Consider the following 22,264-nt stretch of genomic DNA (forward strand, 5'->3'; position numbering starts at 1 on the left):
GCCGAGTTCGCCCGCGCCGAAGCCGCCATCGCCGCGCTGCCCGACGGCGCCGCCACCCGCGCGCGTATCGCTGCGCTGACCGGCGATGCCGAGGCTGCGCGCGCGGCGGTCGCCACCGCCCGGGCCGAGCGCGCGGCGCACGACCGCGCCGTCTCCGACGCGCGCGCGCGCCTCGCCGCCGCCGCGGCCGAGGCGAAGAGCTGGAAGTCACGCGCCGGCGAGGCTGCGCGCCGCATCGCCGAGATGGGCACGCGCGAGGCGAGCCTGGCGGAGGAGATCGCGGCGCTGTCCACCCGCCCCGCCGCGCTCGCCGGGGAGATCGCGCGGGTCGAGGCCGGCCATGCCGAGCTGCGCGCCGCCGCGGACCGGGCGCTCGAAGGCGAGCGCGCGGCCGAGGCCGAGGTCCGCGCGCAGGAGGCGGCCGCCCGCGTCATCGCCGAGGCCCTGGCGGAAGCGCGCGAGGCCCGTGCCGGCGCGGTGGCGCGCGCGGAGAACCAGGAGGCGCGGCGGGTCGAGATGGGCCGGCTGTCGGGCGAGCGCTTCGAATGCCCGCCGCCGCTGCTGCCGGAGCGTATCGAGTTCGCCGAGGCCGATGTCGGCGCGCCCGCCGACGAATCCGCCCGCCACGAGCGGCTGCTCGCCGAGCGCGAGCGGATCGGGCCGGTCAACCTCGTCGCCGAGAGCGAGCTCGCCGAGCTGGAGGCCGCCAGCACCACCAACGCCGCCGAGCGCGACGAGTTGATCCAGGCGGTCCATCGCCTGCGCGGCTCGATCGGCACGCTGAACCGCGAGGGGCGGCAGCGGCTGCTCGCGGCGTTCGAGGCGGTGGACGGGCACTTCCGGCGGCTGTTCACGACGCTGTTCAACGGCGGCCAGGCGCATCTCGAGCTGGTCGATTCGGACGATCCGCTCGAGGCGGGGCTGGAGATCATGGCGCAGCCGCCGGGCAAGCGGCTGCAGTCGCTGACGCTGCTGTCGGGCGGCGAGCAGGCGCTGACCGCGGTCGCGCTGATCTTCGCGCTGTTCCTCACCAATCCGGCGCCGATCTGCGTGCTCGACGAGGTCGACGCGCCGCTCGACGACGCCAACGTCGACCGCTTCTGCGACCTGCTCGACCGCATGATCGAGGAGACCGATACCCGCTACCTCATCGTCACCCACAATGCTGCGACGATGAGCCGCATGCACCGGCTGTTCGGCGTGACGATGGTGGAGAAGGGCGTGAGCCGGCTGGTGTCGGTCGACCTCGGCGGCGCGGAGCGGCTGCTGGCGGCGGAGTGATCTTGTTCACGCGAGGCGCGAAGAGTTTGTTCGCGCGGAGACGCGGAGGCGCGGAGATACGTCGCCTGCCTCACTCTCAGCCGCACCAGCGGCCTTCTTGCTTACCGCTCGCTACAGGTTGAAAGGTCTCGCTGACGCGAGATGAGCACCACAGGCGAACCACCTCCGCGTCTCCGCGCCTCCGCGTGAACCTCTTATCTTTCTCTTCTTCGCGCCTTCGCGTGAACCTCAAACCTCCCGCGCTTCCCGCGCCCGCTCATGGTGGCGGATCACCTCGTCGATGATGAAGCGCAGGAACTTCTCGGAGAATTCGGGATCGAGGTCCGCCTGCACCGCCAGCGCGCGCAGGCGGGCGATCTGCTGCTCCTCGCGGCCCGGATCGGCCGGCGGCAGCCCCGCCTCGGCCTTGTAGCGGCCGACCGCCTGGGTGACCTTGAAGCGTTCGGCGAGCAGGCACACCAGCGCCATGTCGATATTGTCGATGCTCTGGCGATAGCGTTGCAGCGTCTCGTCGCTCATGCCTGTCCTCATACGCGAATGCCCGCGCCGCTTTGAAACGCCGCGCATCCCGGCGCAAGGCTTGCGTTTCCGTCCGCGCCCCGCCATCTGCCGCCCATGAGCGCAACCGTTCATCGCCTCGACGCCAAGCGCGCGCCTTCGCTCGATCCGATGATGGCGCTGGTCGCGCACGACATGAACCTGGTGAACGCGGTCATCCTCGACCGGATGCAGTCGGACATCCCGCTGATCCCCGAGCTCGCCGGCCACCTCATCGCCGGCGGCGGCAAGCGGATGCGGCCGATGCTGACGCTCGCCGGCGCGGCGCTGCTCGGCTATACCGGCAACCGCCACCACAGGCTCGCCGCCGCGGTCGAGTTCATCCACACCGCGACCCTGCTCCACGACGACGTCGTCGACAATTCGGACCTCAGGCGCGGGCGGCGCACCGCCAACATCATCTGGGGCAACCCGGCGAGCGTGCTGGTCGGCGATTTCCTGTTCAGCCGCAGCTTCGAACTGATGGTCGAGGACGGGTCGCTCAAGGCGCTCAAGATCCTGTCGAACGCGAGCGCGGTGATCGCCGAGGGCGAGGTCAACCAGCTCACCGCCGTCCGCCAGATCGAGCTGGGCGAGGAGCGCTATCTCGACATCATCGGCGCCAAGACCGCCGCGCTGTTCGCCGCCGCCTGCCGCATCGCCGCCGTCGTGGCCGAACGGCCGGAGGCGGACGAGGTCGCGCTCGACGCCTATGGCCGCAACCTCGGCATCGCCTTCCAGCTGGTCGACGACGCGCTGGATTATGTCAGCGACGCCGGCACGATGGGCAAGGAAGCCGGCGACGACTTCCGCGAGGGCAAGGTGACGCTGCCGGTGATCCTCGCCTACGCCCGCGGCGACGAGGGTGTGCGCGACTTCTGGCGCGACGCGATCGCCGGGCGCCGCGCTACCGACGCCGATTTCGCCGAGGCGGTCGATCACATCCGGCAGACCCGCGCGGTCGACGACACGCTGGCGCGCGCGCGCCATTACGGCCAGCGCGCGATCGACGCGCTCGGCCGCTTCGCGCCGTCGACCGCCAAGGACGCGATGGTCGAGGCGGTCGAGTTCGCCGTCGCCCGCGCCTATTGAGGCGCCCCTGACGACGCTTCCGATCGAAGCCGTCCTTCCCGACCTGCTGGCGGCGCTGCGGGAACGCAGCAACGCGGTGCTGGTCGCCCCGCCGGGCGCGGGCAAGACCACGGCGGTCGCGCCCGCGCTGCTCTGCGAAGGCTGGTGCACGGGCGAGGTGCTGCTGCTGAGCCCGCGCCGGCTGGCGGCGCGCGCGGCGGCGGAGCGGATGGCCGCGCTGGCAGGCGAGCCGGCCGGCAGGACCTTCGGCTACGCGACGCGGATGGACAGCAAGCGCTCGGCGGCGACGCGGGTGACGGTCGTGACCGAGGGCATCTTCGTCAACCGCATCCAGGCCGACCCCGAGCTCGCCGGCGTGTCGGCGGTGCTGTTCGACGAGGTGCACGAGCGCAGCCTCGACAGCGATTTCGCGCTGGCGCTGGCGCTCGACGCGCAGGCGGGGCTCAGGCCGGACCTGAGGCTGGTGGCGATGTCGGCGACCCTCGACGGAGCGCGCTTCTCCGCGCTGATGGACGATGTGCCGGTGATCGAGAGCGAAGGACGCAGCCATCCACTGACGATTCGCCATCTCGGCCGCGCGCCCGAGAGCCGGATCGAGGAGGCGATGGCGGCGGCGATCCGGACGGCGCTGCGCGAGGAGGACGGCGGCGTGCTCGCCTTCCTGCCCGGCGTCGCCGAGATCGAACGGACCGCCGAGCGGCTCGGCGAGCTGCCCGGCATCGCCCTGCACCGGCTGCACGGCAGCCTCGACCCCGCTGCCCAGCGTGCCGCGATCGCGCCGTCCGGCACGCGCAAGCTGGTGCTCGCCACCTCGATCGCCGAGACGTCGCTGACGCTCGACGGCATCCGGGTGGTGGTCGATTCCGGACTCGCACGGCGGCCGCGTTACGACCGGGCGGCCGGGATGACGCGGCTGGTGACCGAGCGCGCGAGCCAGGCGGCGGCCACCCAGCGCGCCGGCCGCGCGGCACGGCAGGGGCCGGGCGTCGCCTATCGGCTGTGGGAGGAGGCGGCGACCGCCGGGCTGCCGCGCTTCGATCCGCCCGAGATCCTGGAGGCCGATCTGTCGGCGCTGACGCTCGCCGCCGCGATCTGGGGCATCGCCGATCCGCGCGCGCTGCGCTGGCTCGATCCGCCGCCGGCGGCCGCGGTCGAGGAGGCCCGATCGCGACTGAAGGCTCTGGAGGCGCTCGACACCGACCTGCGGCCGACCGCGCATGGCCGGATGATCGCGAGCCTGCCGCTGCCGCCGCGGCTCGGACACATGCTGGTGCGGGCGGGCGAGATGGGGCTGGCGAGGACCGCCGCCGAGATCGCGGTGCTGCTCGGCGAGCGCGGCCTCGGGGGCAATGACGCCGATCTGGAGGCGCGTCTCCGGCGCTGGCGGAGCGAGCGCGGGCAGCGGGCCGAGAGCGCCCGGCGTCTGGCGGAGCGGTGGGCCAAGCTTCTCCCTCTCCCCTCTGGGGAGAGGGGCCGTGCCGCGGGCGACGGTCTCGGTGAGACCTCTTCCCCTCTCCCAACCCTCTCCCCAGAGGGGAGAGGGCTAAATCCGGTCGCGACCTGCGTCGCTCTCGCCTTTCCCGATCGGGTCGCGCGGCGGCGGGATGCCTCGGGCGAGAGCTGGGCATCGGTCGGGGGGCGCGGGTTCCGGCTCGATCCGGCGTCGAACCTCGCGCGGCAGGAGTGGCTGGCGGTGGCGGAGACGGCGGGCATGGCTGCCGGCGCGCGCATCCTCTCCGCCGCGCCGATCGAGCGGACGACGATCGAGGCGCTGTTCGGCGATCGGATCGAAACACGGCGGACGGTACGCTTCGACCCCGCGACGGGCGCCGTCACGGCGCTCAGGGAAACGCGGCTGGGGGCGCTGCGGCTAGCGTCCGGGCCCGATTCGGCCGCGAGCGCCGCCGAGATCGAGGCGGCGCTGCTCGAGGGGGTGCGCGAGTACGGGCTCGACCTGCTGCCGTGGCCGGAGAGCGCCAGGGCGCTCAGGGCCCGCGCCGCCTTTGCCGGGATCGAAGGGCTGGGCGAGACGGCGGTGCTCGGCCGGCTCGACGAATGGCTGCCGCCGCTGCTCGCCGGAAAGCGGCGACTCGATGCGGTGGAGGGATTGACGTCGGCACTCGAGGGCCTGCTCGGCTGGGACGCGATGCGGACGATCGACCGCCTCGCCCCGGCGCGGTTCGAGAGCCCGGCCGGCTCCAGCCATGCGATCGACTATGAGGCCGAGGGCGGACCCAAGGTGGAGCTCAGGGTGCAGGCGCTGTTCGGCCTCGCCGAGCACCCGACCGTCGGCGCGAACCGGATGCCGCTGGTGCTGAGCCTCACCTCCCCGGCGGGACGGCCGATCCAGACCACGCGCGATCTGCCGGGATTCTGGCGCGGGAGCTGGGCGGCGGTCGCCAAGGAGATGAGGGGGCGCTACCCCAAGCATCCCTGGCCCGACGATCCGGCCGGCGCGGCGGCGACGCTCAGGACCAAAAAGGCTGATGCGCGCCGCGCCGAGTCGCGATAAGGAGGCGGCCATGTCGCAGCCAGCCCGCATCTACCAGCGCCCGAAGAACGCCATGCAGTCGGGCCGTTTCCGCACCGACCGCTGGGTGCTCGAGTTCGAGCCCGCCGAGGCGCAGCGCCCCGATCCGCTCACCGGCTGGGCCGGATCGAGCGATACCCGCAACCAGCTCCGCCTCAACTTCCCGACGCTGGAGGCGGCGGTCGATTACGCCGAGCGGGAGGGCATCGCCTATCATGTGGTGCCGGCGCCGGAGCGCAGGCTGAAGCTGCAGGCCTACGCGGATAACTTCCGGTAGCACGAAGCTCCTCCCCGGGACGGGGAGGGGGACCGCCGCGCGTAGCGCGGTGGTGGAGGGGGCTTGCCGAGACGGATTCCGATGCGGAGGGCCCCCTCCACCAAGCCGCTTCGCGTCTTGGTCCCCCTCCCCGTCCCGGGGAGGAGCTTTTCGTCACCTCAGTATCGCGCTGGCCAGCAGCAGCAGGATCTTGACGTCGACCGCCATGCCCTCTGCCCGCCGGGCGGCGACATAGGCGGGGACATCGGCCAGCGGCACGCGGTGGACGACGATGCCCTCGTCCGCCGTTCCGCCGCCATCGCCGATGCGCGTCAGGCCGTGGGCGCGGACCAGCGTGAAGCTTTCGGAGACCATGCCCGGCGAGGACCAGAACTCACCGAGCGGCTCGATCCGTTCGGCGCGGTAGCCGGTCTCTTCCTCCAGCTCGCGCGCGGCGGCGGCCTCGACGCTCTCGCCGTCCTCCTCGTCGCCGATCAGGCCGGCGGGGAGCTCGAGGCAGCGGCGGCCGAGCGGCACACGATACTGGTCGACCAGGATCACCCGCCCCTCTTCGTCGATCGCGAGGATCACCGCAGCGCGGATGCCGCGGGCGCGGCCGACATATTCCCAGCGCCCGCGCGTCTTGGCGGCGAGAAAGCGGCCCTGCCAGACGGTCTCTTCTGGCGCGTCGGCGTCGATTACCATGGAATCACAACTCGATCAGGCGGTCGGGGAGTTCGTTGACGTCGTCATCGCTGCGCGGGAAATGCTCGGCGAGCACGAGGCCGATCTGGGCGACGGCATCGGCCATGCCGTCGCCGGGTCGGCCGTCCTTCACCGCCGCGATCAGCGCCGCCATCGCCGCGCCCCAGGTCTCCTGCGGCACCTTCGAATGGATCGATTCGTCGGCGATCAGCTCGGCGCGATGCTCGTCGAGCGAGAGGTAGAGCAGCACGCCGGTCGCGGCGACGGTGCGCTTCTCGGCGCCCGTGCGAAACAGCTGGAGCGCGCGGCGGCGCACCCGGCGGGTCTTGGTCGCGGCGGGCGTGAGCAGCAGGCGCAGCGGACGCCAGGCGAGCGCCAAGCGGCAGAGCAGATAGACCAGCGTCGCGAGCACCGTCGCGATCGCGATGAGGTGGCCGACATGCGGCCCACTCCAGGCATCGAACAGCCGGGCGTTGATCGCCTCGACTACGCCGGGGAAGGTCGCGAGCAGCGCCAGCGTCAGCACCATGCCGAGCACGCTCCATTGCAGCGCGACGTCGTGATAGGCGTCGGACTGGCGCGCGACGACGGTGACGATCTCGCCGTTGGTATGGGCTTCGGCAGCGGTGACCGCGGCGGTGACCCTGTCGTGATCGGCAGCGCTCAGATGCATCACCAGCTCCCCGACGCGCCGCCGCCGCCGAACGAGCCGCCGCCGCCTCCCGTGAAGCCGCCGCCGCCCCAACCACCGCCACCGCCACCGGAACCCCAACCGCCGCCGTCGCCCCAGTCGGAGCCGCCCGAGCGGCCGGCCCCACGCGAAAGCTCGTCGGCGATCGACCACAGCACGATCGGCCACACGCTGCCGCCGCCGTCGCTGTAGCGCCGCCCGCGCCGGCTGCCGGCCGCACCCAGCACCATGAAGAACAGCACGATCCCGATCGGCAGCAGGATCGGCCACGGGAAGCCACCACGCGAGGAAGACGACTGACGGCGGTGGGTGCGATCATATTCGGCGACCGCGGCATCGACCTTGGCTTTCGCCTCCTCGTCGGGAACCGACAGGACGCCGATCAGTGCGTCGGCCCCCGCAACGATCCCGCCGGGAAGGTCGTTGGCCTTGAAGCGGGGCAGGATCACGGTGTTGACGATCACGCTCGAATAGGCGTCGGTCAGGACCGGCTCCAGGCCATAGCCGACCTCGATCCCGACCTTGCGGTCGTTGGGCGCGACCAAAAGGATCGCGCCGTTGTTGGCGCCCTGGAGACCCACGCCCCAATCGCGGCCGAGACGATAGCCATATTCGCGGATATCATAGCCTTCGAGGCTGGGGACAGTCGCGACGACGAGCTGGTTGCGGTGATCGCGCTGGAGCGCTTCCAGCTTCTGCGCGAGCTGCGCTTCTTGGTCGTCGGGGATGACATTGGCAGCATCGACGACGAGACCGGTGAATTTGGGGAAGGTCTGCGCGGATGCCGGAAGCGCGGCAAGCAGCAGGCTCAGCAGAAGCAGGATGCGATTCATGCCGCGGACCTCATCGGACTGAGTTCGCGGATGATGCCGGCTGCTCCGGCGAGGATGCCTGCGGCTATGTTGCCGGCGCGGAAGCGGGGCAGGATCGCGCGATCGATGATCGACGCCGCTTCTCGATCGGTCAGCATCTTCCTTAATCCGTCGCCGACGGCGATCCGCAGCTTGCGCTCGATGGGCGCCACGACCAGCAGCACACCGTCGTTCGCTCCTTTGCGGCCGACGCCCCAATGGTTGCCGAGCGTTCGCGCGTAATTTTCGATCGGCAGGCCGCGGAGGCTCGTCACCGTGACGATGGCGAACTGGTGACCGGTCAGCCGTTGGACAAGGCCGAGGCCCTCGTTCAGCGCCCGCTCCTGATCCGGGCTCAGCACGTCGGCGGTATCCACGACATAGTTGGTGAACCTGGGGAAGGTCTGCGCGGACGCCGGCGTCGTCAGCGCGAACAGCAGCGCGCAGAGGACCGCCACCCATCCCCACGCGTTCGCCCTGAGCCTGTCGAAAGGCTGCACTTCTCTCACCTCAAAAAGGGCTTTGACGGCCCCGGATCGCCTCCGGGACCGAACGGGTCCTTTTCCTCAGCTCGCGTTGCCGAAATCGACCTTGGGCGCGGTCTCGGCCCCCGGCGTGGTCGCCGCGAACGGCACCATCGGCTTGGCGCCATAGAAGATCTTCGCGCCGATCGCGTCGGGGAAGGTGCGGATACGCGTGTTATACGCCTGCACCGCCGAATTATAGTCGTTGCGGGCGATGGTGATGCGGTTCTCGGTGCCCTCGAGCTGGCTCATCAGCGTGGTGTAGTTGGCCTGGCTCTTGAGCTCGGGATAGGCTTCCTGCAGCCGCTGCAGCGACAGCGTCACGCCTGCCTGGGCGCGCTGATAGGCCGCCATCTTGGCGGGATCGGTGAGATCGCCCTCCGACACCTGCACCTGGGTCGCCGAGGCGCGGGCCTGGGTCACCTCGGTCAGGATGTCCTTTTCCTGCGCCCCGGCCGCGCGCACGGTGGCGACCAGGTTCGGGATCAGGTCGGCGCGGCGCTGATATTGGTTCTGGACGTCGGCCCAGCGCGCCTTGGCGTTCTCCTCGGCGGTCGGGACGCTGTTGAGGCCGCACGCCGACAGCGCCAGCGCGGCCAGCCCGGCAAAGACGAGACGAAGCTTCATGTGACTTGTCCTCCAACCCTCGCGGCGGCAACATTTAGGGGTCTCGCGCGTCCGCACAATGGCAAATCGGATGGGCAAAAGAGGGAGACCAGCGAATGTTCAAGGAATTCAAGGCGTTCATCGCACGCGGCAATGTGCTCGACCTAGCGGTCGCGGTGATCATCGGCGCCGCTTTCGGCAAGATCGTGACCTCGCTCACCGAGGATGTGCTGATGCCGGTGATCGGCCGCATCTTCGGCGGGCTCGATTTCTCGAGCTATTTCGTCGCGCTGGGGCCGGTGCCGGCCAACCTCGCCGGGTCGACCGACTATCAGGCGCTGAAGAAGGCCGGCGTGCCGCTGTTCGGCTATGGCGAGTTCATCACCCAGACGGTCAATTTCGTGATCGTCGCCTTCATCATCTTCCTGCTGGTGCGCGCAGTGAACCGCGTCGTTCCCATCACCAAAGCGGAAGATGCCGCAGAGCCAGCCGACGTGGCACTGCTGAGGGAGATCAGGGACGAGCTTCGGAAGAAATAACTGGTCCCGGGGACGACGGCCGCGGATTATGCCGCGGCCAAGTCCTCGGCGATCGCGTCGGCCAGGCTGGTGCCGTCCAGGATGCGCGCGGTCTCGTCGCGCACGCGCGCCATCGCGATGCGGATCGCGCAGGCCGCCTCGTCGCGGCAGTCGTTGCACGGGCGATAGGCGGTACGGCTGACACAGGGCACCAGCGCCAGCGGCCCCTCGATCACGCGGATGATCTCGCCCAGCGAGATGAGATGCGGCGGCCGCGACAGGCAATAGCCACCCGCCTTGCCGCGATGCGAATGAAGAAAGCCCGCCTCACGCAGGTCGGCGAGGATCAGCTCAAGGAATTTCCTCGGCACATTGGCGGCGGCGGCGATCCGGTTCATCGGCACCGGCGGTCCTCCCGCCGTTTGTTCGGCCAGAAACAGCATCGCACGGAGCGCGTAACGGGAACGCTGGGTCAACATATGAGAAATCCCCATGCCGCACCATTGTGGCGGTGTGAAGGCCATATCCTTCTTTTCTTCGGGGAATATGCCCCTATATTCATGAATGCCGGCTTGCCGGCTATGGCGATAAAATGTTGCGTTCAATAGGCGCAGCGGACCCGGGGGCAGTACCCGGCGGCTCCACCACCGGAGCTGAGGCGCTCGGCGCCACGCGGTTCAAGCGTGGCGGCAGACCTCAGCCTCGATGACGGGGCCGAACCAGGATCGACGTGTGTTGAAAAGCGCAGCTTTCGCCCGGAATGGGACCACCGCAACGGCCCATTACACAAGTGCCAACGATAACGAGGCGCTCGCGATTGCCGCGTAACTGACGGCCTAACGGCCTAGGTTATTTGGACAAAAGCGCGGTCGGGCCGCACCGGGCAACAGAAGCGGATTCCAGCGGCCGCCGGAGGGGCCGGGCAACAGAACCCTCCGGACCGATTCCATTCTCCGATATCTGTCATCCCGGCGAAAGCCGGGATCTCCGGCCGTATCGCGCCGTCCATGAGATCCCGGCTTTCGCCGGGATGACGATTGGCGCCTAAGCCTTTCGGGGACATCCTTGTTTCCCATTGCCCGGATCGGGGATCGGGGGCTCTATCCGCTCGCATAAAGAGGTTGCGGGGGAGGCGCCCGTGTCGATCATCGAACGGGCAAGCAGGCGCGTCGCGCGCGGGTTCGGCTATGAGCTGAAGCGGGTGCTCGATCCCGGCGCCGCGAGCGTCAACATGCTGGCGCACGCCCGCGATCTGATGGAGACCACCGCGCCGGAGACGCGGGCGTTCCTGTCCTTCTGCCTGACCAGGCTTTCCTTGTCGAAATCGCAGATCCTGCAGGACCTGTTCGCCCTCTACGAGACGGGCGAGAAACGCAGCGGCTATTTCGTCGAGTTCGGCGCGACCGACGGGATCGTGCGCAGCAACAGCTTCATGCTGGAGACCGAGTTCGGCTGGAGCGGCATCGTCGCCGAGCCGGCGCGCGCGTGGCACGAGGCGCTCGACCGCAGCCGCCGCTGCATCGTCGACCATCGCTGCGTCACCGATCGTAGCGGTGAGGCCGTGACCTTCACCGAAGTGGGCGAGCTCGAGCTGTCGTCGATCGAGCAATATTCCGCGAACGACGACCACGCCCTCGTCCGCCGTGGCGGCAGGCGCTATGCGGTGGAGACCGTCTCCCTGAACGACCTGCTGCGCCAGCATGGGGCGCCCGGCGACATCGACTATCTGTCGGTGGACACCGAGGGCTCCGAGCTCGCGATCCTGAGCGCGCTGGATTTCGACGCCTGGCGGCCGCGCGTCATCACGGTGGAGCATAATTTCTCGCCGATGCGCGACCGGCTGTTCGCCTTGCTCGCCGGGCACGGCTATGTCCGCAAGTTCACCGACCTGTCGCAGATGGACGACTGGTACGTGCGCGCCGACTGAAACCGTACCGAAGATTTGAAGACTCGGCCGAAGCGGCGTATCCTGCCGTCAAAGCAAGACGGAGAGGTACACCCGATGGCCACGCTCGCACGCGAACCCGAAACCCGGCCCGATACCCGGATGGCGCCCGGCGAATGGGAGGCGCGGGTCGATCTCGCCGCCGCCTACCGGCTGGTCGCGCTCTACGGCTGGGACGATCTCATCTTCACCCATCTGTCGTGCCGCGTGCCGGGGCCGGAGCACCATTTCCTGATCAACCCCTACAACATGATGTTCGAGGAGATCACCGCCTCCTCGCTGGTCAAGATCGACGTCGACGGAATGCCGGTGGGCGAGGCCAAGTCACCGGTGAACCCGGCCGGCTTCACCATCCATTCGGCGATCCACATGGCGCGCGAGGATGCCGTCGCGGTGATGCACCTCCACACGCCGCACGGCCAGGCGGTGAGCGCGATGGAGTTCGGCCTGCTGCCGCATACCCAGACCGCGATGATCGCCAAGCACAACGTCGCCTACCACGACTATGAGGGGATCGCGACCGACCTCGACGAGCGCGAGCGGCTGGTCCAGGACCTCGGCGACAAGCATGCGATGATCCTCAGGAACCACGGCACGCTGGCGGTGGGCGACAGCGTGGCGTCGTGCTTCCTGCGCCTCTATTTCCTCGAGCGCGCATGCCAGGCGCAGGTGATGATGCTCTCCGCGGGCCTGGAGAACCTCAACAACCCGCCGCAGGGGACGGAGGAGAAGGTGGCGAGCCAGTCCCCGGCCGGCGGCGTGGGGATGCTGGCGAAGGGACTGGCGTGGCCGGCGCTGCTCAGGAAGCTCGACCGCATCGACCCGAGCTATCGCGACTGACCGGCGATGGCGCTGATCCCGATCGTCCGCGTGACCGACATGGCCCGGGCGGTCGAATTCTACACGCGCGTGCTCGACTTCGAGCATGAGGGGACGTGGCCGGCGATGACCGACCCATCCTACACCGTGCTGAGGCGCGGGGGACATGAGCTGCATCTCTCCAGCCATGCCGGCGACGGTGTGGCCGGGCAGGCGGTGGGCGTGCTGGTCGGCGACGTCGACGCCTTGGCCGGGCGGCTGGCGGTGCGCGGGCTAGACCAGCGGCATCTGAGCGATTCGCCGGTGCATTGCGCGCCCGTCGACCAGAGCTGGGGCACGCGCGAGTTCTACGTGGACGATCCCGACGGCAACTCCATCCGGTTCATCCAGCGGTGAGCGCGGTCGAGATCATCGGGCTCGCCGCCAGCATCAGCCTGCTTGCCGGGTGGCGGCTGTACCTGTGCGTGTTCGCGGTGGGGATGGCGATGCACTTCGGCTGGCTGGGGCTGCCCGACCAGCTGCGCAGCCTCGACGTGCTCGCCAATCCCTGGGTGATCGGCATTGCCGGCATGGGGGCGCTCGCCGAGTTCCTGGCCGACAAGGTGATGTGGATCGACAGCGCCTGGGACGCGGTGCACACGCTGGTGCGGCCGGTGGGCGGCGCGCTGCTCGCGGTGGCGATCGTCGATCCGTCCAACCCGGCGTGGCAGGTGGCGGTGCTGCTGCTCGGCGGTGGGGCGACGCTGCTGACCCACGGCGCCAAGGCGGGGACGCGCGCGGTGGTGAACGCCAGCCCCGAGCCGGTGAGCAACGCGGTGGTGTCGACCGGGGAGGATGTCGCGACCGTGGGGCTGCTGGCGCTGGTGACGGCGTTCCCGGCGGTGGCGATCGTTGTGGCGCTGGTGCTGCTGGCGGCGGCGCTGGCGGCGCTGCTGATGGTGCGGCGCGTGCTGCGGCGGCTGTTCAGCGCCCCCGCGCCAGACGTTCTTCCCCCCGGCTGAAGCGCGACCTGCCCTTGCTGTCGTCGCGGACGGCCGTGGCGAAGAAGGCGACGCCGGTGCCGGCGACAGGATCGATCCACAGACCCGAGCGCAGCGCATAGGCTTCACCCGCGTGGCCGATGCGAGGGCGGCCGTCGCCGAACAGGTCGTCGTCGCAGCCGGGGCGTTTAGTTGGGAGCGCCGTCACGGCGAGACCGTACTGGCAGTAAAAGCCACTGGAGGTGTCGCCGTTGGCGCCGTCGAACACCCAGACGGGGGTTGCGATCGCCGCGATCGACTCCGGCTTGAGGAAGCCGTCGCCGCGCTTCAGCAGCATCTGGCCGATGCGGGCGAGGTCGCGCATCGAGATGTCCATGCCGCCTTGGGGCGAGAAGATGCCGCCGTTGTCGCCGATTCGGTAAGCAGCGAGGTCGCACGGGCCTTTCGACACGGTCGGGCAGGCGGGGCGCTGGCCGCGCAGGTCGTCGCGCGCGACGTCGCCACCCGCGCGGTAGAGCACCACCGCCCGGCCGATCGCGGCGTCGCTGCACCCTGACCAGTTGTAGCAGCCGTCCAGGCCGAGCGGGCGAAACACCTCGCGTTGCATCAGGCGATCGAAGCGCTCGCCCGACGCTTTCTCCATCACCGTCGCGACGACGGGGAAGTTGAGGTTGGTATAGCGGAAATAGGCGCCGGGAGCGTGCTCCGCGTCCCAGGCCTTGGGATCGGCCAGCGCATCCCGGATGCGGACGCCGAACGGGATGATGTAGTCGATGCCGTCGGTCAGGCTCGAGCGGTGCGAGAGCAGCAGGCGCAGCGTCACGGCCGTATCCGGATAGGCGGGATTGCGCAGGCGCCAGCCGAGATAGTCGGAGACGTCGCGGTCGAGATCGAGCGTGCCGCGCTCGACCAGCCGCATCACGCCGAGCGCCACCACCAGCTTGGAGATGCTGGCGACGCGGACGGGATCGACGGGGGTGACCCTGCGGCCGGTACGGCGGTCGGCGATGCCGCGCGCCTGCTCGGCGGTGATGCGGGTGGCGTCGAAGGCGACGCGGACCTCGGCGGGGCGCGGTGTGGTCGCGCAGCCGGCGAGGAGGACAAGGAGCGGCAGGGCGAGACGCATCGCCCGGTTATGGCGGGGGCGGAGCGTCGGGGCCAGCCCGCCCCCTCCGCGTTCCGTTCGCCCTGAGCTTGTCGAAGGGCCGTACTTCTTCTTCCTAACGTTGGAGAAAGAAGGACGGCCCTTCGACAGGCTCAGGGCGAACGGGTTTGGGGAGCAGACTAACCCAAATCGCGATGGCCGCAGATCACGCCGCCTGCTTGAGCGACGCCATGTCGATCACGAAGCGGTACTTGATGTCGCTCTTCAGCATCCGGGCATAGGCGGTCTCGATTTCCTGGATCGGGATGATCTCGATGTCCGCGGTGATGCCGTGGTCGCGGCAGAAATCGAGCATCTCCTGCGTCTCGGCGATGCCGCCGATCGGCGACCCGGCGATCGAGCGGCGGCCCATCAAAAGGTTCCAGATGCTGGGCGAGGGATGCGGATGCTCGGGCGCGCCGACCAGGGTCATCGTGCCGTCGCGGCGCAGCAGCACCATGAACTGGTCGAGGTCGTGGCTGGCCGCGACGGTGTTGAGGATGAAATCGAAGCTGCCCGCATGCGCCTCCATCGCCTCGGGATCCCTGGAGATCACCACCTCATGCGCGCCGAGCCGCTTCGCGTCCTCGACCTTGTCGGCAGAGGTGGTGAAGGCGACGACATGCGCGCCCATCGCCGCGGCGAGCTTGATGCCCATATGGCCGAGCCCGCCGATGCCGACCACGCCGACCTTCTTGCCCGGGCCGGCCTGCCAGTGGCGGAGCGGCGAGTAGGTGGTGATGCCGGCGCACAGCAGCGGAGCGACGCCGGCGAGGTCCTGCTCGTCATGGCCGACCTTCACCACGAAGCGGTCCTTGACGACGATATGGTCCGAATAGCCGCCGAAGGTGTGGCCGCCCAGGACCGTGTCCGGGCCGTTGTAGGTGCCGACGAAGCCGGTGGTCTCGCAGAACTGCTCCTCGCTCGCCTGGCACGACGGGCAATGGCCGCAGCTGTCGACCATGCAGCCGACGCCGACGAGGTCGCCGACCTGGAATTTGGTGACGTCGCCGCCGACCGCGGTCACGCGGCCGACGATCTCATGGCCGGGGACGCAGGGGTAGAGCGTGCCGTCCCACTCGCCGCGCGCGGTGTGGAGGTCGGAATGGCAGACGCCGCAGAAGAGGATGTCGATCGCGACGTCGTCCGGACGGACGTCGCGGCGCTCGAAGCTGAATGGCGCGAGCGGAGTGGTGGCCGACTGGGCGGCATAGGCCTTGGCTTGGCTGGGCATAGTGTCCTCGGTGGTTTGGGGGGAAAGGTGGTTGGGAGGGAGCCGCGGCTACATGGTGTAGCCAGGCGCCTTGAAGAGAAGCTCCCGGCGCCCGACGATCTCGCGCCGATAGACCTCCGGCCAGTCGGCCGGGTCGACGTCCTCGATCGATACCGAGATGCTGTCCGCCGACGATCCGATGCTGGCGGTCACCGCCTGGGCGAGCGCCTCAGCCAGCCGTTTCTTGTCCGCCTCGGAGCGCCCCGATTGTAGCTTGAGAGTGACGTGCGGCATCAGCGGTCCTTTCCGGGGCCGGCGAGATAATCCTCGTCGCTGACATGCTCCATCCACTCGACCATGCTGCCGTCCAGCACCTCCTGGATGGCAATATGGGTCATCGCGGTTGTCGGGCTCGCGCCGTGCCAATGGCGATGGCCGGGCGGGCACCAGACCACGTCGCCCGCGCGGATCTCGACCACGGCCTCGCCTTCACATTGCGTCCAGCCGACGCCGGAGGTCACGATCAGCGTCTGGCCGAGCGGATGGGTATGCCAGGCGGTGCGCGCGCCCGGCTCGAAGGTGACGCTGGCCACGCCGAAGCGCGGCTCCGGCGCGACGGTCAGCGGATCGATGCACACCGATCCGGTGAACCATTCCGCGGGGCCCCGCTGCGACGGCTGCGTGCCGCTGCGTTGGATTCGCATGCGATGCTCCTGTGGTTGCGGCGCGTCCTCGGCGGCGGCCGCGGGGGTGGGGAGGACCAGCGCGGCGACCAGGATCAGCAGCTTCACGTGCCCACCTCATCGTCGCTTCCGGAACGCAAGGGAGATAGGGCGGCTCCGTCCCGCGATTAGACGCTGTAATCTGAAAGCGGTTGTGAGTATTTTTCAGCAATGAACCGCCAGGACCTGCCCGACCTGTCCGCTTTCGTCATGGTCGCCCGCGAACGCAGCTTCACGCGCGCCGCGGCGCGGCTGGGCGTCACGCCGTCGGCGCTCAGCCATGGCATCAGGGGCCTGGAGGAACGGCTGGGCGTCCGGCTGCTCAACCGCACCACGCGCAGCGTCACCCCGACCGAGGCGGGCGAGCGCGTGCTGCGCTCGGTCGCCTTCCATCTTGACGAGATCGAGACCCATGTCGCGGCGCTGAGCGACCTGCGCGAGCGGCCCGCCGGCACGGTGCGGATCACCGCCGACGAGCTTTCGCTCCAGACGGTGCTGTGGCCGCGGCTACGCGGGCTGCTCGCCGACCATCCCGACATCAAGGTCGAGATCGAGGCCGATTATCGCCTGACCGACATCGTCGCCGAACGGTTCGACGCCGGCGTGCGGCTCGGCGACCTCCTCGACAAGGACATGATCGCGGTGCCGATCAGCCCGCCGATGCGGATGCTGGTCGTGGCGACGCCGGGCTATTTCGCCAACCACGACAGGCCGCGCACGCCGCAGGAGCTGACCACGCATCGCTGCATCAACCTCCGGCTGCCGACCTATGGCGGCCTCTACGCCTGGGAGTTCGAGCGGAACGGGCGGGCGCTGCGGGTGCGGGTGGACGGGCAGCTCATCTTCAACAGCATCTTCCAGGTCCGCGACGCGGCGCTCGACGGATTCGGGATCGCCTATCTGATGGAGACCATGATCCGGGACGATCTCGACAGCGGGGCGCTGGAGGCGGTGCTCGAGGACTGGTCGCCGCCGTTCTCGGGCTATCATCTCTACTATCCGAGCCGCCGGCAGCCGACGCCCGCCTTCGCGGCGATCGTCGAGGCGCTGCGCTACCGGCCGGGGCGGGAGGGGTAGGGCCACCCTTCGTCACCCCGGACTTGTTCCGGGGTCCACCGGGCAGCCCAGCGCGGGCTTCTCGGTTCCATGTGCAACCTCGACGCCTGTCCTTGCGGAGACGTGGATGCCGGAACAAGTCCGGCATGACGGTGAATGTGAAAAGGGGCCCGCGTCGCCGCGAGCCCCCTTCCGTTCCTGCGTTATCGCCGGTCTTAGTCCTCGCCGGTGAGGAAGGCCGGCAGGCCGATGTCCTCGCCGCCTTCGTCCTTCGACTCCGAGCGCTCGCGGCGCGGGCCGCGATCACCACGGTCGCCGCGGTCACGGCGCGGGCCGCGATCGCCGCCCTCACGACGCGGGCCGCGGTCACCGCCACGGTCGCCACGTGGGCCTCGATCGCCGCGCTCGCCCCGCTCCCGCGGCTCGCGCGCGGGGCGCGTGTCCTCGAGCTCGGCGCCGGTCTCTTGGTCGACGACGCGCATCGACAGGCGGACCTTGCCGCGCGGATCGATCTCGAGGACCTTGACCTTGACCTCCTGGCCCTCCTTGAGGACGTCGGAGACCTTCTCGACGCGCTCGTTCTTGATCTCCGAGACGTGGACGAGACCGTCCTTGCCGCCCATGAAGTTCACGAACGCGCCGAAGTCGACGAGGTTGACGACCTTGCCGTTGTAGATCTTGCCGACCTCGGGCTCCTCGACGATGCCCTTGATCCAGTTCATCGCCGCCTCGATCTGCGCGACGTCGGACGAACTGATCTTGATCACGCCCTCGTCGTCGATGTCGACCTTGGCACCGGTGGTGGCGACGATCTCGCGGATCACCTTGCCGCCGGTGCCGATGACGTCGCGGATCTTCGACTTGTCGATCTGCATCGTCTCGATGCGCGGCGCGTGCGCCGACAGCTCGGTGCGGGTCTCGCCCAGCGCCTTGGCCATTTCGCCGAGGATGTGCGCGCGGCCGTCCTTCGCCTGGGCGAGGGCGACCTTCATGATCTCCTCGGTGATGCCGGCGATCTTGATATCCATCTGCAGGCTGGTGATGCCCTCGGACGTGCCCGCCACCTTGAAGTCCATGTCGCCGAGGTGATCCTCGTCGCCCAGGATGTCGCTGAGCACCGCGAAGTCCTTGCCCTCCAGGATCAGGCCCATCGCGATACCCGAAACCGGGCGCTTGATCGGCACGCCGGCATCCATCAGGCTCAGCGAGCCGCCGCACACCGTCGCCATCGACGACGAGCCGTTCGACTCGGTGATGTCGCTGGTGACGCGGATCGTGTAGGGGAACTCCTCCTTGGTCGGCAGCACCGGGTGCAGCGCGCGCCAGGCGAGCTTGCCGTGACCGACCTCGCGGCGGCCCGGCGCGCCGAAGCGGCCGACCTCGCCCACCGAATAGGGCGGGAAGTTATAGTGCAGCATGAAATGCTGGTAGCTGAGGCCGTCCAGCCCATCGATCATCTGCTCGGCGTCCTTGGTGCCGAGCGTGGTGGTGGCGATGGTCTGGGTCTCGCCGCGGGTGAACAGGGCGGAGCCGTGCGCGCGCGGGAGGAAGTGGACCTCGGCCTCGATCGGGCGGACCGTCTTGGTGTCGCGGCCGTCGATGCGGCGGCCTTCCTTGAGGATCGCGGTGCGGACGATGTCCGCCTCGAGCTTCTTGACCAGCTTCGACGCGACCAGCTGCTCCTGCGGGGTCTTCTCCGCCATCGCCGCCTTGGCCTTGGCGCGGGCCTCGTTGAGCGCGTTGGAGCGCTCCGACTTGTTGGTCAGCTTGTAGGCGGCCTCGATGTCCTTGCCGATCAGCTTCTTGAGCTCGGCCTTGACCGCGGCCTGATCGTCGCTCTGCTTGAGCTCCCACGGCTCCTTGGCGGCCTGCTCGGCGAGCTTGATGATCGCCTTGATCACGTCCTGCGACGCCTTGTGCGCGAACATCACCGCGCCCAGCATCACCTCTTCCGACAGCTCCTTGGCCTCGGACTCGACCATCATCACCGCGTCGTGGGTGGCGGCGACGACGAGGTCGAGCAGGCCGGCCTCGACCTGCTCGTCGGTCGGGTTGAGGATATAGCCGCTGCCGTCATAGCCGACGCGCGCGGCGCCGATCGGGCCCATGAACGGCACGCCGGACAGCGTCATCGCGGCCGAGGCGGCGATCATCGCCAGGATGTCGGGCTCGTTCTCGCCGTCGTAGGAGAGCACCTGCGCGATGCAGTTGATCTCGTTGTAGAAGCCTTCGGGGAACAGCGGGCGGATCGGGCGGTCGATGAGGCGGGAGACCAGCGTCTCCTTCTCGGTCGCGCCGCGCTCGCGCTTGAAGAAGCCGCCCGGGATGCGACCCGCGGCGGAGAACTTCTCCTGATAATGGACGGTGAGCGGGAAGAAATCCTGCCCTTCCTTGACGGTCTTCGCGGCCGTGACGGCGCAGAGGACGACGGTCTCGCCGAGGGTCGCGATCACCGCGCCGTCGGCCTGGCGGGCAACCTTGCCCGTTTCGAGCGTGAGGGTCTTGCCGCCCCACTCGATGCTTACGGTCTTCTTGTCGAACATTTGGTTTCCTTCACTCCCCGCGCCCTATGCGCGAGGGGCCTATGAACGAGCCGTTGCGGCTCTTTCGGTATCCTCCCAACCCGTTCGGGCTGAGCCTGTCGAAGCCCCGTCCTTCTTTCGGAAGAAGAAGTGCAGCCCTTCGACAAGCTCGGGGCGAACGGTAGAGGACTTGGCGGGCGGTTCGCCGGATTGCGTGCCGCCCGAATGCGAAAAGAGCGCCCGAAGGCGCCCTTCCCTTATTTGCGAAGCCCGAGCTTCGCGATCAGTGCCAGATAGCGGTCGCCATCCGATTTGCGGAGATAGTCGAGCAGCGAGCGACGCTTGTTGACCAGCATCAGCAGGCCGCGGCGCGAATGGTTGTCCTTCGCGTGGGTCTTGAAATGCTCGGTCAGGTTCTTGATGCGCTCGGTGAGGATCGCGACCTGCACCTCGGTCGAACCGGTGTCGCCGGCGGCGCGGCCATGTTCCTTGATGAGCGCGTCCTTGCGCTCGGCAGTGATCGACATAGTATTTCCTTCGACATCGGATCAAAGATTGAAGCCTCGGACGACGCGGGCCTGCCCGCTTTCCACCTCCACCAACGCCACCGGGGTCTCGCCCAGCATCGCGAAGTGGAGGCCATCGTCTCTGGCGATCCCGGCCAGCACACGCCCCTGACGGAGCGCTCCTGCCTGGTCGGGGTCGAGGAGGAGAGCCGGGATGTCGTCCAGCCCCGCCCTCAGCGGCAGGAGAATCTGTTCAAGGCGGCGCCCATTACCGAGTTCCGCCAATTTGTCCAGCGATATCGCGGAGTCGAGGCCGAACGGGCCGGCCTTGGTGCGCCGGAGCATCGTCACATGCCCCACCGTGCCGAGGGCCCGTGCGATGTCGCGGGCCAGCGATCGGATGTAGGTGCCTTTCGAGACATGGGCGGAGAGGGTGACGGATTCAAGCTCCTCCCCGGTACGGGGAGGGGGACCGCTCGCCGAAGGCGAGTGGTGGAGGGGGAGCGCCACAAGCGAATCGTTCGTGGCTGGGCCCCCTCCACCATCGCTGCGCGATGGTCCCCCTCCCCGTGCCGGGGAGGAGCTTAGGGCGTGCACCACCACGTCCCGGCTGGTCAGCGCCACCATCTCCCCTGCGCGGGCAAGGTCATAGGCACGCTTGCCGTCGACCTTGAGCGCCGAATAGGCGGGCGGCACCTGGCTGATCGGTCCGGTGAAGCGGGGCAGCACCGCCTCGACCTCCGCATGCGTCGGACGCACCTTCGAGGTCGCCACCACCTCGCCCTCGGCATCGAGCGTGTCGGTCTCCTCGCCGAAGCGGAGCGTGAAATCGTAGGCCTTGTCGCTGTCGAGCATGCGCCCGGCGAGCTTGGTCGCCTCGCCCAGCGCGACCGGGAGCACGCCTGAGGCGAGCGGATCGAGCGTGCCGCCGTGGCCAACCTTGATCTTGCCGTAGCCGCCCGCGCGCAGCGCCCGCTTGACCGCCGATACGGCTTCGGTCGAGCCCGGTCCGACCGGCTTGTCGAGGATCACCCAGCCGTGCATCACGCTCAGGCCGGAATCCCGCCGAGCGCGAGGAAAGCGCGGATGACGGTCTCGGCGATCGGGCCGACCACGCGCGCGACGATGTTCGCCTTGGGCGCGATCATCGGCAGCACCAGCAGCAGGAAGACGAGTAGCGGGAACCCGAAGCGCGCGATCTTGCGCCACCCCGGCACCAGCGCGCGCGGTAGCGCGCCCTCGACGACGTGACCGCCGTCGAAGGGCGGCAGCGGGATCAGGTTGAAGATGGCGAGAAAGACATTGATCAGCAGGAAGTTGACCAGATTGTCGGTGAGGAATCCCGCCGCGCCCGTCTCCGGCAGCTCGCCCGCGACGGCATAGGTCGCGCCGAGCGCTAGCGTCGTCAGCAGCGCCAGCACGAAATTGCTGCCCGGCCCTGCGAGCGCGACCAGCACCATGTCGCGGCGCGGGTTGCGCAGGCGCTTGGCGCGGACCGGCACCGGCTTGGCCCAGCCGAAGATCGGCGCGTGGGCGATCGCCAGCAGCAGCGGCAGCACCACCGTGCCGATCGGATCGACATGCTTGATCGGATTGAGGGTCAGCCGCCCGAGGTTCGCCGCGGTCTGGTCCCCCAGTGCGCGCGCCACCCAGCCGTGCGCGACCTCGTGGCACACGATCGCGAACACCAACGGGATCAGCCACACCGCGACGGTGTAGACCATATTCTGTTCAGCCATGGCGCGCTTCTAGCGGGTGGAAGCCTG

At 69.2% G+C, this 22,264-nt stretch carries 25 protein-coding genes and 1 other RNA gene; 11 read left to right on the forward strand and 15 right to left on the reverse strand.

Annotated elements, in window-relative coordinates; genetic code table 11:
- A partial coding sequence (locus tag AC2YHA_RS17630) for a coiled-coil domain-containing protein (protein ID WP_487402667.1) occupies positions 1–1,281 on the forward strand: 1,281 nt, incomplete at its 5' end.
- Between the two features lie 228 nt (positions 1,282–1,509).
- On the opposite strand, the gene AC2YHA_RS17635 is transcribed toward AC2YHA_RS17630, so the two are convergent.
- On the reverse strand, positions 1,510–1,800 hold the full coding sequence (locus AC2YHA_RS17635) for a chorismate mutase (RefSeq protein WP_233784713.1): 291 nt from the start codon (positions 1,798–1,800) through the stop codon (positions 1,510–1,512).
- Positions 1,801–1,896: 96 nt separating this feature from the next.
- Between AC2YHA_RS17635 and AC2YHA_RS17640 the strand changes: the two genes are divergently transcribed.
- Genes AC2YHA_RS17640 through AC2YHA_RS17650 form a run of 3 tightly spaced genes read left to right on the forward strand, consistent with a single transcriptional unit; the run spans position 1,897 to position 5,717 of the window.
- Positions 1,897–2,910 carry a polyprenyl synthetase family protein gene (locus AC2YHA_RS17640; protein ID WP_233784714.1) on the forward strand — a complete coding sequence of 338 codons (1,014 nt, stop codon included), beginning with the start codon at positions 1,897–1,899 and terminating at the stop codon, positions 2,908–2,910.
- 7 nt (positions 2,911–2,917) lie between these two features.
- Positions 2,918–5,422, forward strand: a complete 2,505-nt coding sequence (gene hrpB / locus AC2YHA_RS17645; RefSeq protein ID WP_487402816.1) for an ATP-dependent helicase HrpB — start codon at positions 2,918–2,920, stop codon at positions 5,420–5,422.
- Between the two features lie 10 nt (positions 5,423–5,432).
- Complete coding sequence (locus tag AC2YHA_RS17650) at positions 5,433–5,717, forward strand: ETC complex I subunit (RefSeq protein WP_487402668.1); 285 nt, start codon at positions 5,433–5,435, stop codon at positions 5,715–5,717.
- 153 nt (positions 5,718–5,870) lie between these two features.
- Here AC2YHA_RS17650 and AC2YHA_RS17655 read toward each other — a convergent pair whose 3' ends face one another.
- From AC2YHA_RS17655 to AC2YHA_RS17675, 5 genes are all read right to left on the reverse strand, one after another.
- On the reverse strand, positions 5,871–6,401 hold the full coding sequence (locus tag AC2YHA_RS17655; protein ID WP_487402669.1) for an NUDIX hydrolase: 531 nt from the start codon (positions 6,399–6,401) through the stop codon (positions 5,871–5,873).
- A gap of 4 nt (positions 6,402–6,405) precedes the next feature.
- Complete coding sequence (locus tag AC2YHA_RS17660) at positions 6,406–7,074, reverse strand: TPM domain-containing protein (protein ID WP_487402670.1); 669 nt, start codon at positions 7,072–7,074, stop codon at positions 6,406–6,408.
- On the reverse strand, positions 7,074–7,925 hold the full coding sequence (locus AC2YHA_RS17665) for a TPM domain-containing protein (RefSeq protein WP_487402671.1): 852 nt from the start codon (positions 7,923–7,925) through the stop codon (positions 7,074–7,076). Before AC2YHA_RS17665 ends, AC2YHA_RS17660 begins: the two co-directional genes overlap by 1 nt.
- Positions 7,922–8,401: a TPM domain-containing protein gene (locus AC2YHA_RS17670; protein ID WP_487402672.1), complete on the reverse strand. Its 480-nt coding sequence runs from the start codon at positions 8,399–8,401 to the stop codon at positions 7,922–7,924. The genes AC2YHA_RS17665 and AC2YHA_RS17670 overlap by 4 nt, the downstream gene beginning before the upstream one ends.
- A 108-nt stretch (positions 8,402–8,509) precedes the next feature.
- Positions 8,510–9,094 carry a LemA family protein gene (locus AC2YHA_RS17675; RefSeq protein ID WP_487402673.1) on the reverse strand — a complete coding sequence of 195 codons (585 nt, stop codon included), beginning with the start codon at positions 9,092–9,094 and terminating at the stop codon, positions 8,510–8,512.
- 95 nt (positions 9,095–9,189) lie between these two features.
- On the opposite strand from AC2YHA_RS17675, the gene mscL reads away from it, so the two are divergent.
- The gene (gene mscL / locus AC2YHA_RS17680) at positions 9,190–9,612 is read left to right on the forward strand and encodes a large conductance mechanosensitive channel protein MscL (protein ID WP_487402674.1); all 423 of its coding nucleotides are present in this window, start codon (positions 9,190–9,192) and stop codon (positions 9,610–9,612) included.
- Between the two features lie 26 nt (positions 9,613–9,638).
- On the opposite strand, the gene AC2YHA_RS17685 is transcribed toward mscL, so the two are convergent.
- Positions 9,639–10,070: an RrF2 family transcriptional regulator gene (locus AC2YHA_RS17685; protein ID WP_233784724.1), complete on the reverse strand. Its 432-nt coding sequence runs from the start codon at positions 10,068–10,070 to the stop codon at positions 9,639–9,641.
- A 48-nt stretch (positions 10,071–10,118) separates the two neighbouring features.
- Here AC2YHA_RS17685 and ssrA point away from each other — a divergent pair.
- The 5 genes from ssrA (at position 10,119) to AC2YHA_RS17710 (ending at position 13,356) form a co-directional block, all read left to right on the forward strand.
- Positions 10,119–10,492, forward strand: a transfer-messenger RNA (tmRNA) gene (ssrA, locus tag AC2YHA_RS17690).
- Positions 10,493–10,729: 237 nt separating this feature from the next.
- Positions 10,730–11,518 (forward strand): FkbM family methyltransferase, encoded by a 789-nt coding sequence (locus AC2YHA_RS17695; RefSeq protein WP_487402675.1) that lies wholly within the window; start codon positions 10,730–10,732, stop codon positions 11,516–11,518.
- A 75-nt stretch (positions 11,519–11,593) separates the two neighbouring features.
- The gene (locus AC2YHA_RS17700) at positions 11,594–12,376 is read left to right on the forward strand and encodes a class II aldolase/adducin family protein (RefSeq protein WP_487402676.1); all 783 of its coding nucleotides are present in this window, start codon (positions 11,594–11,596) and stop codon (positions 12,374–12,376) included.
- A gap of 6 nt (positions 12,377–12,382) precedes the next feature.
- Positions 12,383–12,751: a bleomycin resistance protein gene (locus AC2YHA_RS17705; RefSeq protein ID WP_233784727.1), complete on the forward strand. Its 369-nt coding sequence runs from the start codon at positions 12,383–12,385 to the stop codon at positions 12,749–12,751.
- The gene (locus AC2YHA_RS17710; protein WP_487402677.1) at positions 12,748–13,356 is read left to right on the forward strand and encodes a DUF4126 domain-containing protein; all 609 of its coding nucleotides are present in this window, start codon (positions 12,748–12,750) and stop codon (positions 13,354–13,356) included. The genes AC2YHA_RS17705 and AC2YHA_RS17710 overlap by 4 nt, the downstream gene beginning before the upstream one ends.
- On the opposite strand, the gene AC2YHA_RS17715 is transcribed toward AC2YHA_RS17710, so the two are convergent.
- The 4 genes from AC2YHA_RS17715 to AC2YHA_RS17730 all read right to left on the reverse strand — a co-directional run bounded on the left by AC2YHA_RS17715 (position 13,319) and on the right by AC2YHA_RS17730 (position 16,483).
- Positions 13,319–14,461 (reverse strand): serine hydrolase domain-containing protein, encoded by a 1,143-nt coding sequence (locus tag AC2YHA_RS17715; RefSeq protein WP_487402678.1) that lies wholly within the window; start codon positions 14,459–14,461, stop codon positions 13,319–13,321. The genes AC2YHA_RS17710 and AC2YHA_RS17715 overlap by 38 nt on opposite strands.
- Positions 14,462–14,645: 184 nt before the next feature.
- Positions 14,646–15,713 (reverse strand): NAD(P)-dependent alcohol dehydrogenase, encoded by a 1,068-nt coding sequence (locus AC2YHA_RS17720; RefSeq protein ID WP_487402679.1) that lies wholly within the window; start codon positions 15,711–15,713, stop codon positions 14,646–14,648.
- A gap of 48 nt (positions 15,714–15,761) precedes the next feature.
- Entirely contained in the window at positions 15,762–15,986 is a 225-nt protein-coding gene (locus AC2YHA_RS17725; protein WP_233784731.1) for a tautomerase family protein, read from the reverse strand.
- Positions 15,986–16,483: a (R)-mandelonitrile lyase gene (locus AC2YHA_RS17730; RefSeq protein ID WP_487402680.1), complete on the reverse strand. Its 498-nt coding sequence runs from the start codon at positions 16,481–16,483 to the stop codon at positions 15,986–15,988. Before AC2YHA_RS17730 ends, AC2YHA_RS17725 begins: the two co-directional genes overlap by 1 nt.
- Before the next feature lie 102 nt (positions 16,484–16,585).
- Between AC2YHA_RS17730 and AC2YHA_RS17735 the strand changes: the two genes are divergently transcribed.
- Positions 16,586–17,491, forward strand: a complete 906-nt coding sequence (locus tag AC2YHA_RS17735) for a LysR family transcriptional regulator (RefSeq protein ID WP_487402681.1) — start codon at positions 16,586–16,588, stop codon at positions 17,489–17,491.
- 194 nt (positions 17,492–17,685) lie between these two features.
- Here AC2YHA_RS17735 and pnp read toward each other — a convergent pair whose 3' ends face one another.
- The 4 genes from pnp to AC2YHA_RS17755 form a co-directional block, all read right to left on the reverse strand.
- Positions 17,686–20,013, reverse strand: coding sequence for a polyribonucleotide nucleotidyltransferase (pnp, locus tag AC2YHA_RS17740; protein WP_487402682.1), 2,328 nt, complete (start codon positions 20,011–20,013; stop codon positions 17,686–17,688).
- Between the two features lie 236 nt (positions 20,014–20,249).
- Positions 20,250–20,519 (reverse strand): 30S ribosomal protein S15, encoded by a 270-nt coding sequence (gene rpsO / locus AC2YHA_RS17745; protein ID WP_233784734.1) that lies wholly within the window; start codon positions 20,517–20,519, stop codon positions 20,250–20,252.
- Positions 20,520–20,540: 21 nt separating this feature from the next.
- Positions 20,541–21,542: a tRNA pseudouridine(55) synthase TruB gene (truB, locus tag AC2YHA_RS17750; protein WP_487402683.1), complete on the reverse strand. Its 1,002-nt coding sequence runs from the start codon at positions 21,540–21,542 to the stop codon at positions 20,541–20,543.
- 5 nt (positions 21,543–21,547) lie between these two features.
- Positions 21,548–22,237 carry a site-2 protease family protein gene (locus tag AC2YHA_RS17755; RefSeq protein WP_487402684.1) on the reverse strand — a complete coding sequence of 230 codons (690 nt, stop codon included), beginning with the start codon at positions 22,235–22,237 and terminating at the stop codon, positions 21,548–21,550.
- Positions 22,238–22,264 lie beyond the last annotated feature (27 nt).

The sequence above is a fragment of the Sphingomonas sp. SRI_018 genome, from assembly GCF_057586275.1.

Excerpts from the sequence above, each read along its gene's own strand:
- AC2YHA_RS17635 (WP_233784713.1), bottom strand. The coding sequence starts at position 1,800 with ATGAGCGACGAGACGCTGCAACGCTATCGCCAGAGCATCGACAATATC.
- AC2YHA_RS17640 (WP_233784714.1), top strand. The coding sequence starts at position 1,897 with ATGAGCGCAACCGTTCATCGCCTCGACGCCAAGCGCGCGCCTTCGCTC.
- AC2YHA_RS17650 (WP_487402668.1), top strand. The coding sequence starts at position 5,433 with ATGTCGCAGCCAGCCCGCATCTACCAGCGCCCGAAGAACGCCATGCAG.
- AC2YHA_RS17655 (WP_487402669.1), bottom strand. The coding sequence starts at position 6,401 with ATGGTAATCGACGCCGACGCGCCAGAAGAGACCGTCTGGCAGGGCCGC.
- AC2YHA_RS17660 (WP_487402670.1), bottom strand. The coding sequence starts at position 7,074 with ATGCATCTGAGCGCTGCCGATCACGACAGGGTCACCGCCGCGGTCACC.
- AC2YHA_RS17665 (WP_487402671.1), bottom strand. The coding sequence starts at position 7,925 with ATGAATCGCATCCTGCTTCTGCTGAGCCTGCTGCTTGCCGCGCTTCCG.
- AC2YHA_RS17675 (WP_487402673.1), bottom strand. The coding sequence starts at position 9,094 with ATGAAGCTTCGTCTCGTCTTTGCCGGGCTGGCCGCGCTGGCGCTGTCG.
- mscL (WP_487402674.1), top strand. The coding sequence starts at position 9,190 with ATGTTCAAGGAATTCAAGGCGTTCATCGCACGCGGCAATGTGCTCGAC.
- AC2YHA_RS17685 (WP_233784724.1), bottom strand. The coding sequence starts at position 10,070 with ATGTTGACCCAGCGTTCCCGTTACGCGCTCCGTGCGATGCTGTTTCTG.
- AC2YHA_RS17700 (WP_487402676.1), top strand. The coding sequence starts at position 11,594 with ATGGCCACGCTCGCACGCGAACCCGAAACCCGGCCCGATACCCGGATG.
- AC2YHA_RS17705 (WP_233784727.1), top strand. The coding sequence starts at position 12,383 with ATGGCGCTGATCCCGATCGTCCGCGTGACCGACATGGCCCGGGCGGTC.
- AC2YHA_RS17715 (WP_487402678.1), bottom strand. The coding sequence starts at position 14,461 with ATGCGTCTCGCCCTGCCGCTCCTTGTCCTCCTCGCCGGCTGCGCGACC.
- AC2YHA_RS17720 (WP_487402679.1), bottom strand. The coding sequence starts at position 15,713 with ATGCCCAGCCAAGCCAAGGCCTATGCCGCCCAGTCGGCCACCACTCCG.
- AC2YHA_RS17725 (WP_233784731.1), bottom strand. The coding sequence starts at position 15,986 with ATGCCGCACGTCACTCTCAAGCTACAATCGGGGCGCTCCGAGGCGGAC.
- AC2YHA_RS17735 (WP_487402681.1), top strand. The coding sequence starts at position 16,586 with ATGAACCGCCAGGACCTGCCCGACCTGTCCGCTTTCGTCATGGTCGCC.
- pnp (WP_487402682.1), bottom strand. The coding sequence starts at position 20,013 with ATGTTCGACAAGAAGACCGTAAGCATCGAGTGGGGCGGCAAGACCCTC.
- rpsO (WP_233784734.1), bottom strand. The coding sequence starts at position 20,519 with ATGTCGATCACTGCCGAGCGCAAGGACGCGCTCATCAAGGAACATGGC.
- truB (WP_487402683.1), bottom strand. The coding sequence starts at position 21,542 with ATGCACGGCTGGGTGATCCTCGACAAGCCGGTCGGACCGGGCTCGACC.
- AC2YHA_RS17755 (WP_487402684.1), bottom strand. The coding sequence starts at position 22,237 with ATGGCTGAACAGAATATGGTCTACACCGTCGCGGTGTGGCTGATCCCG.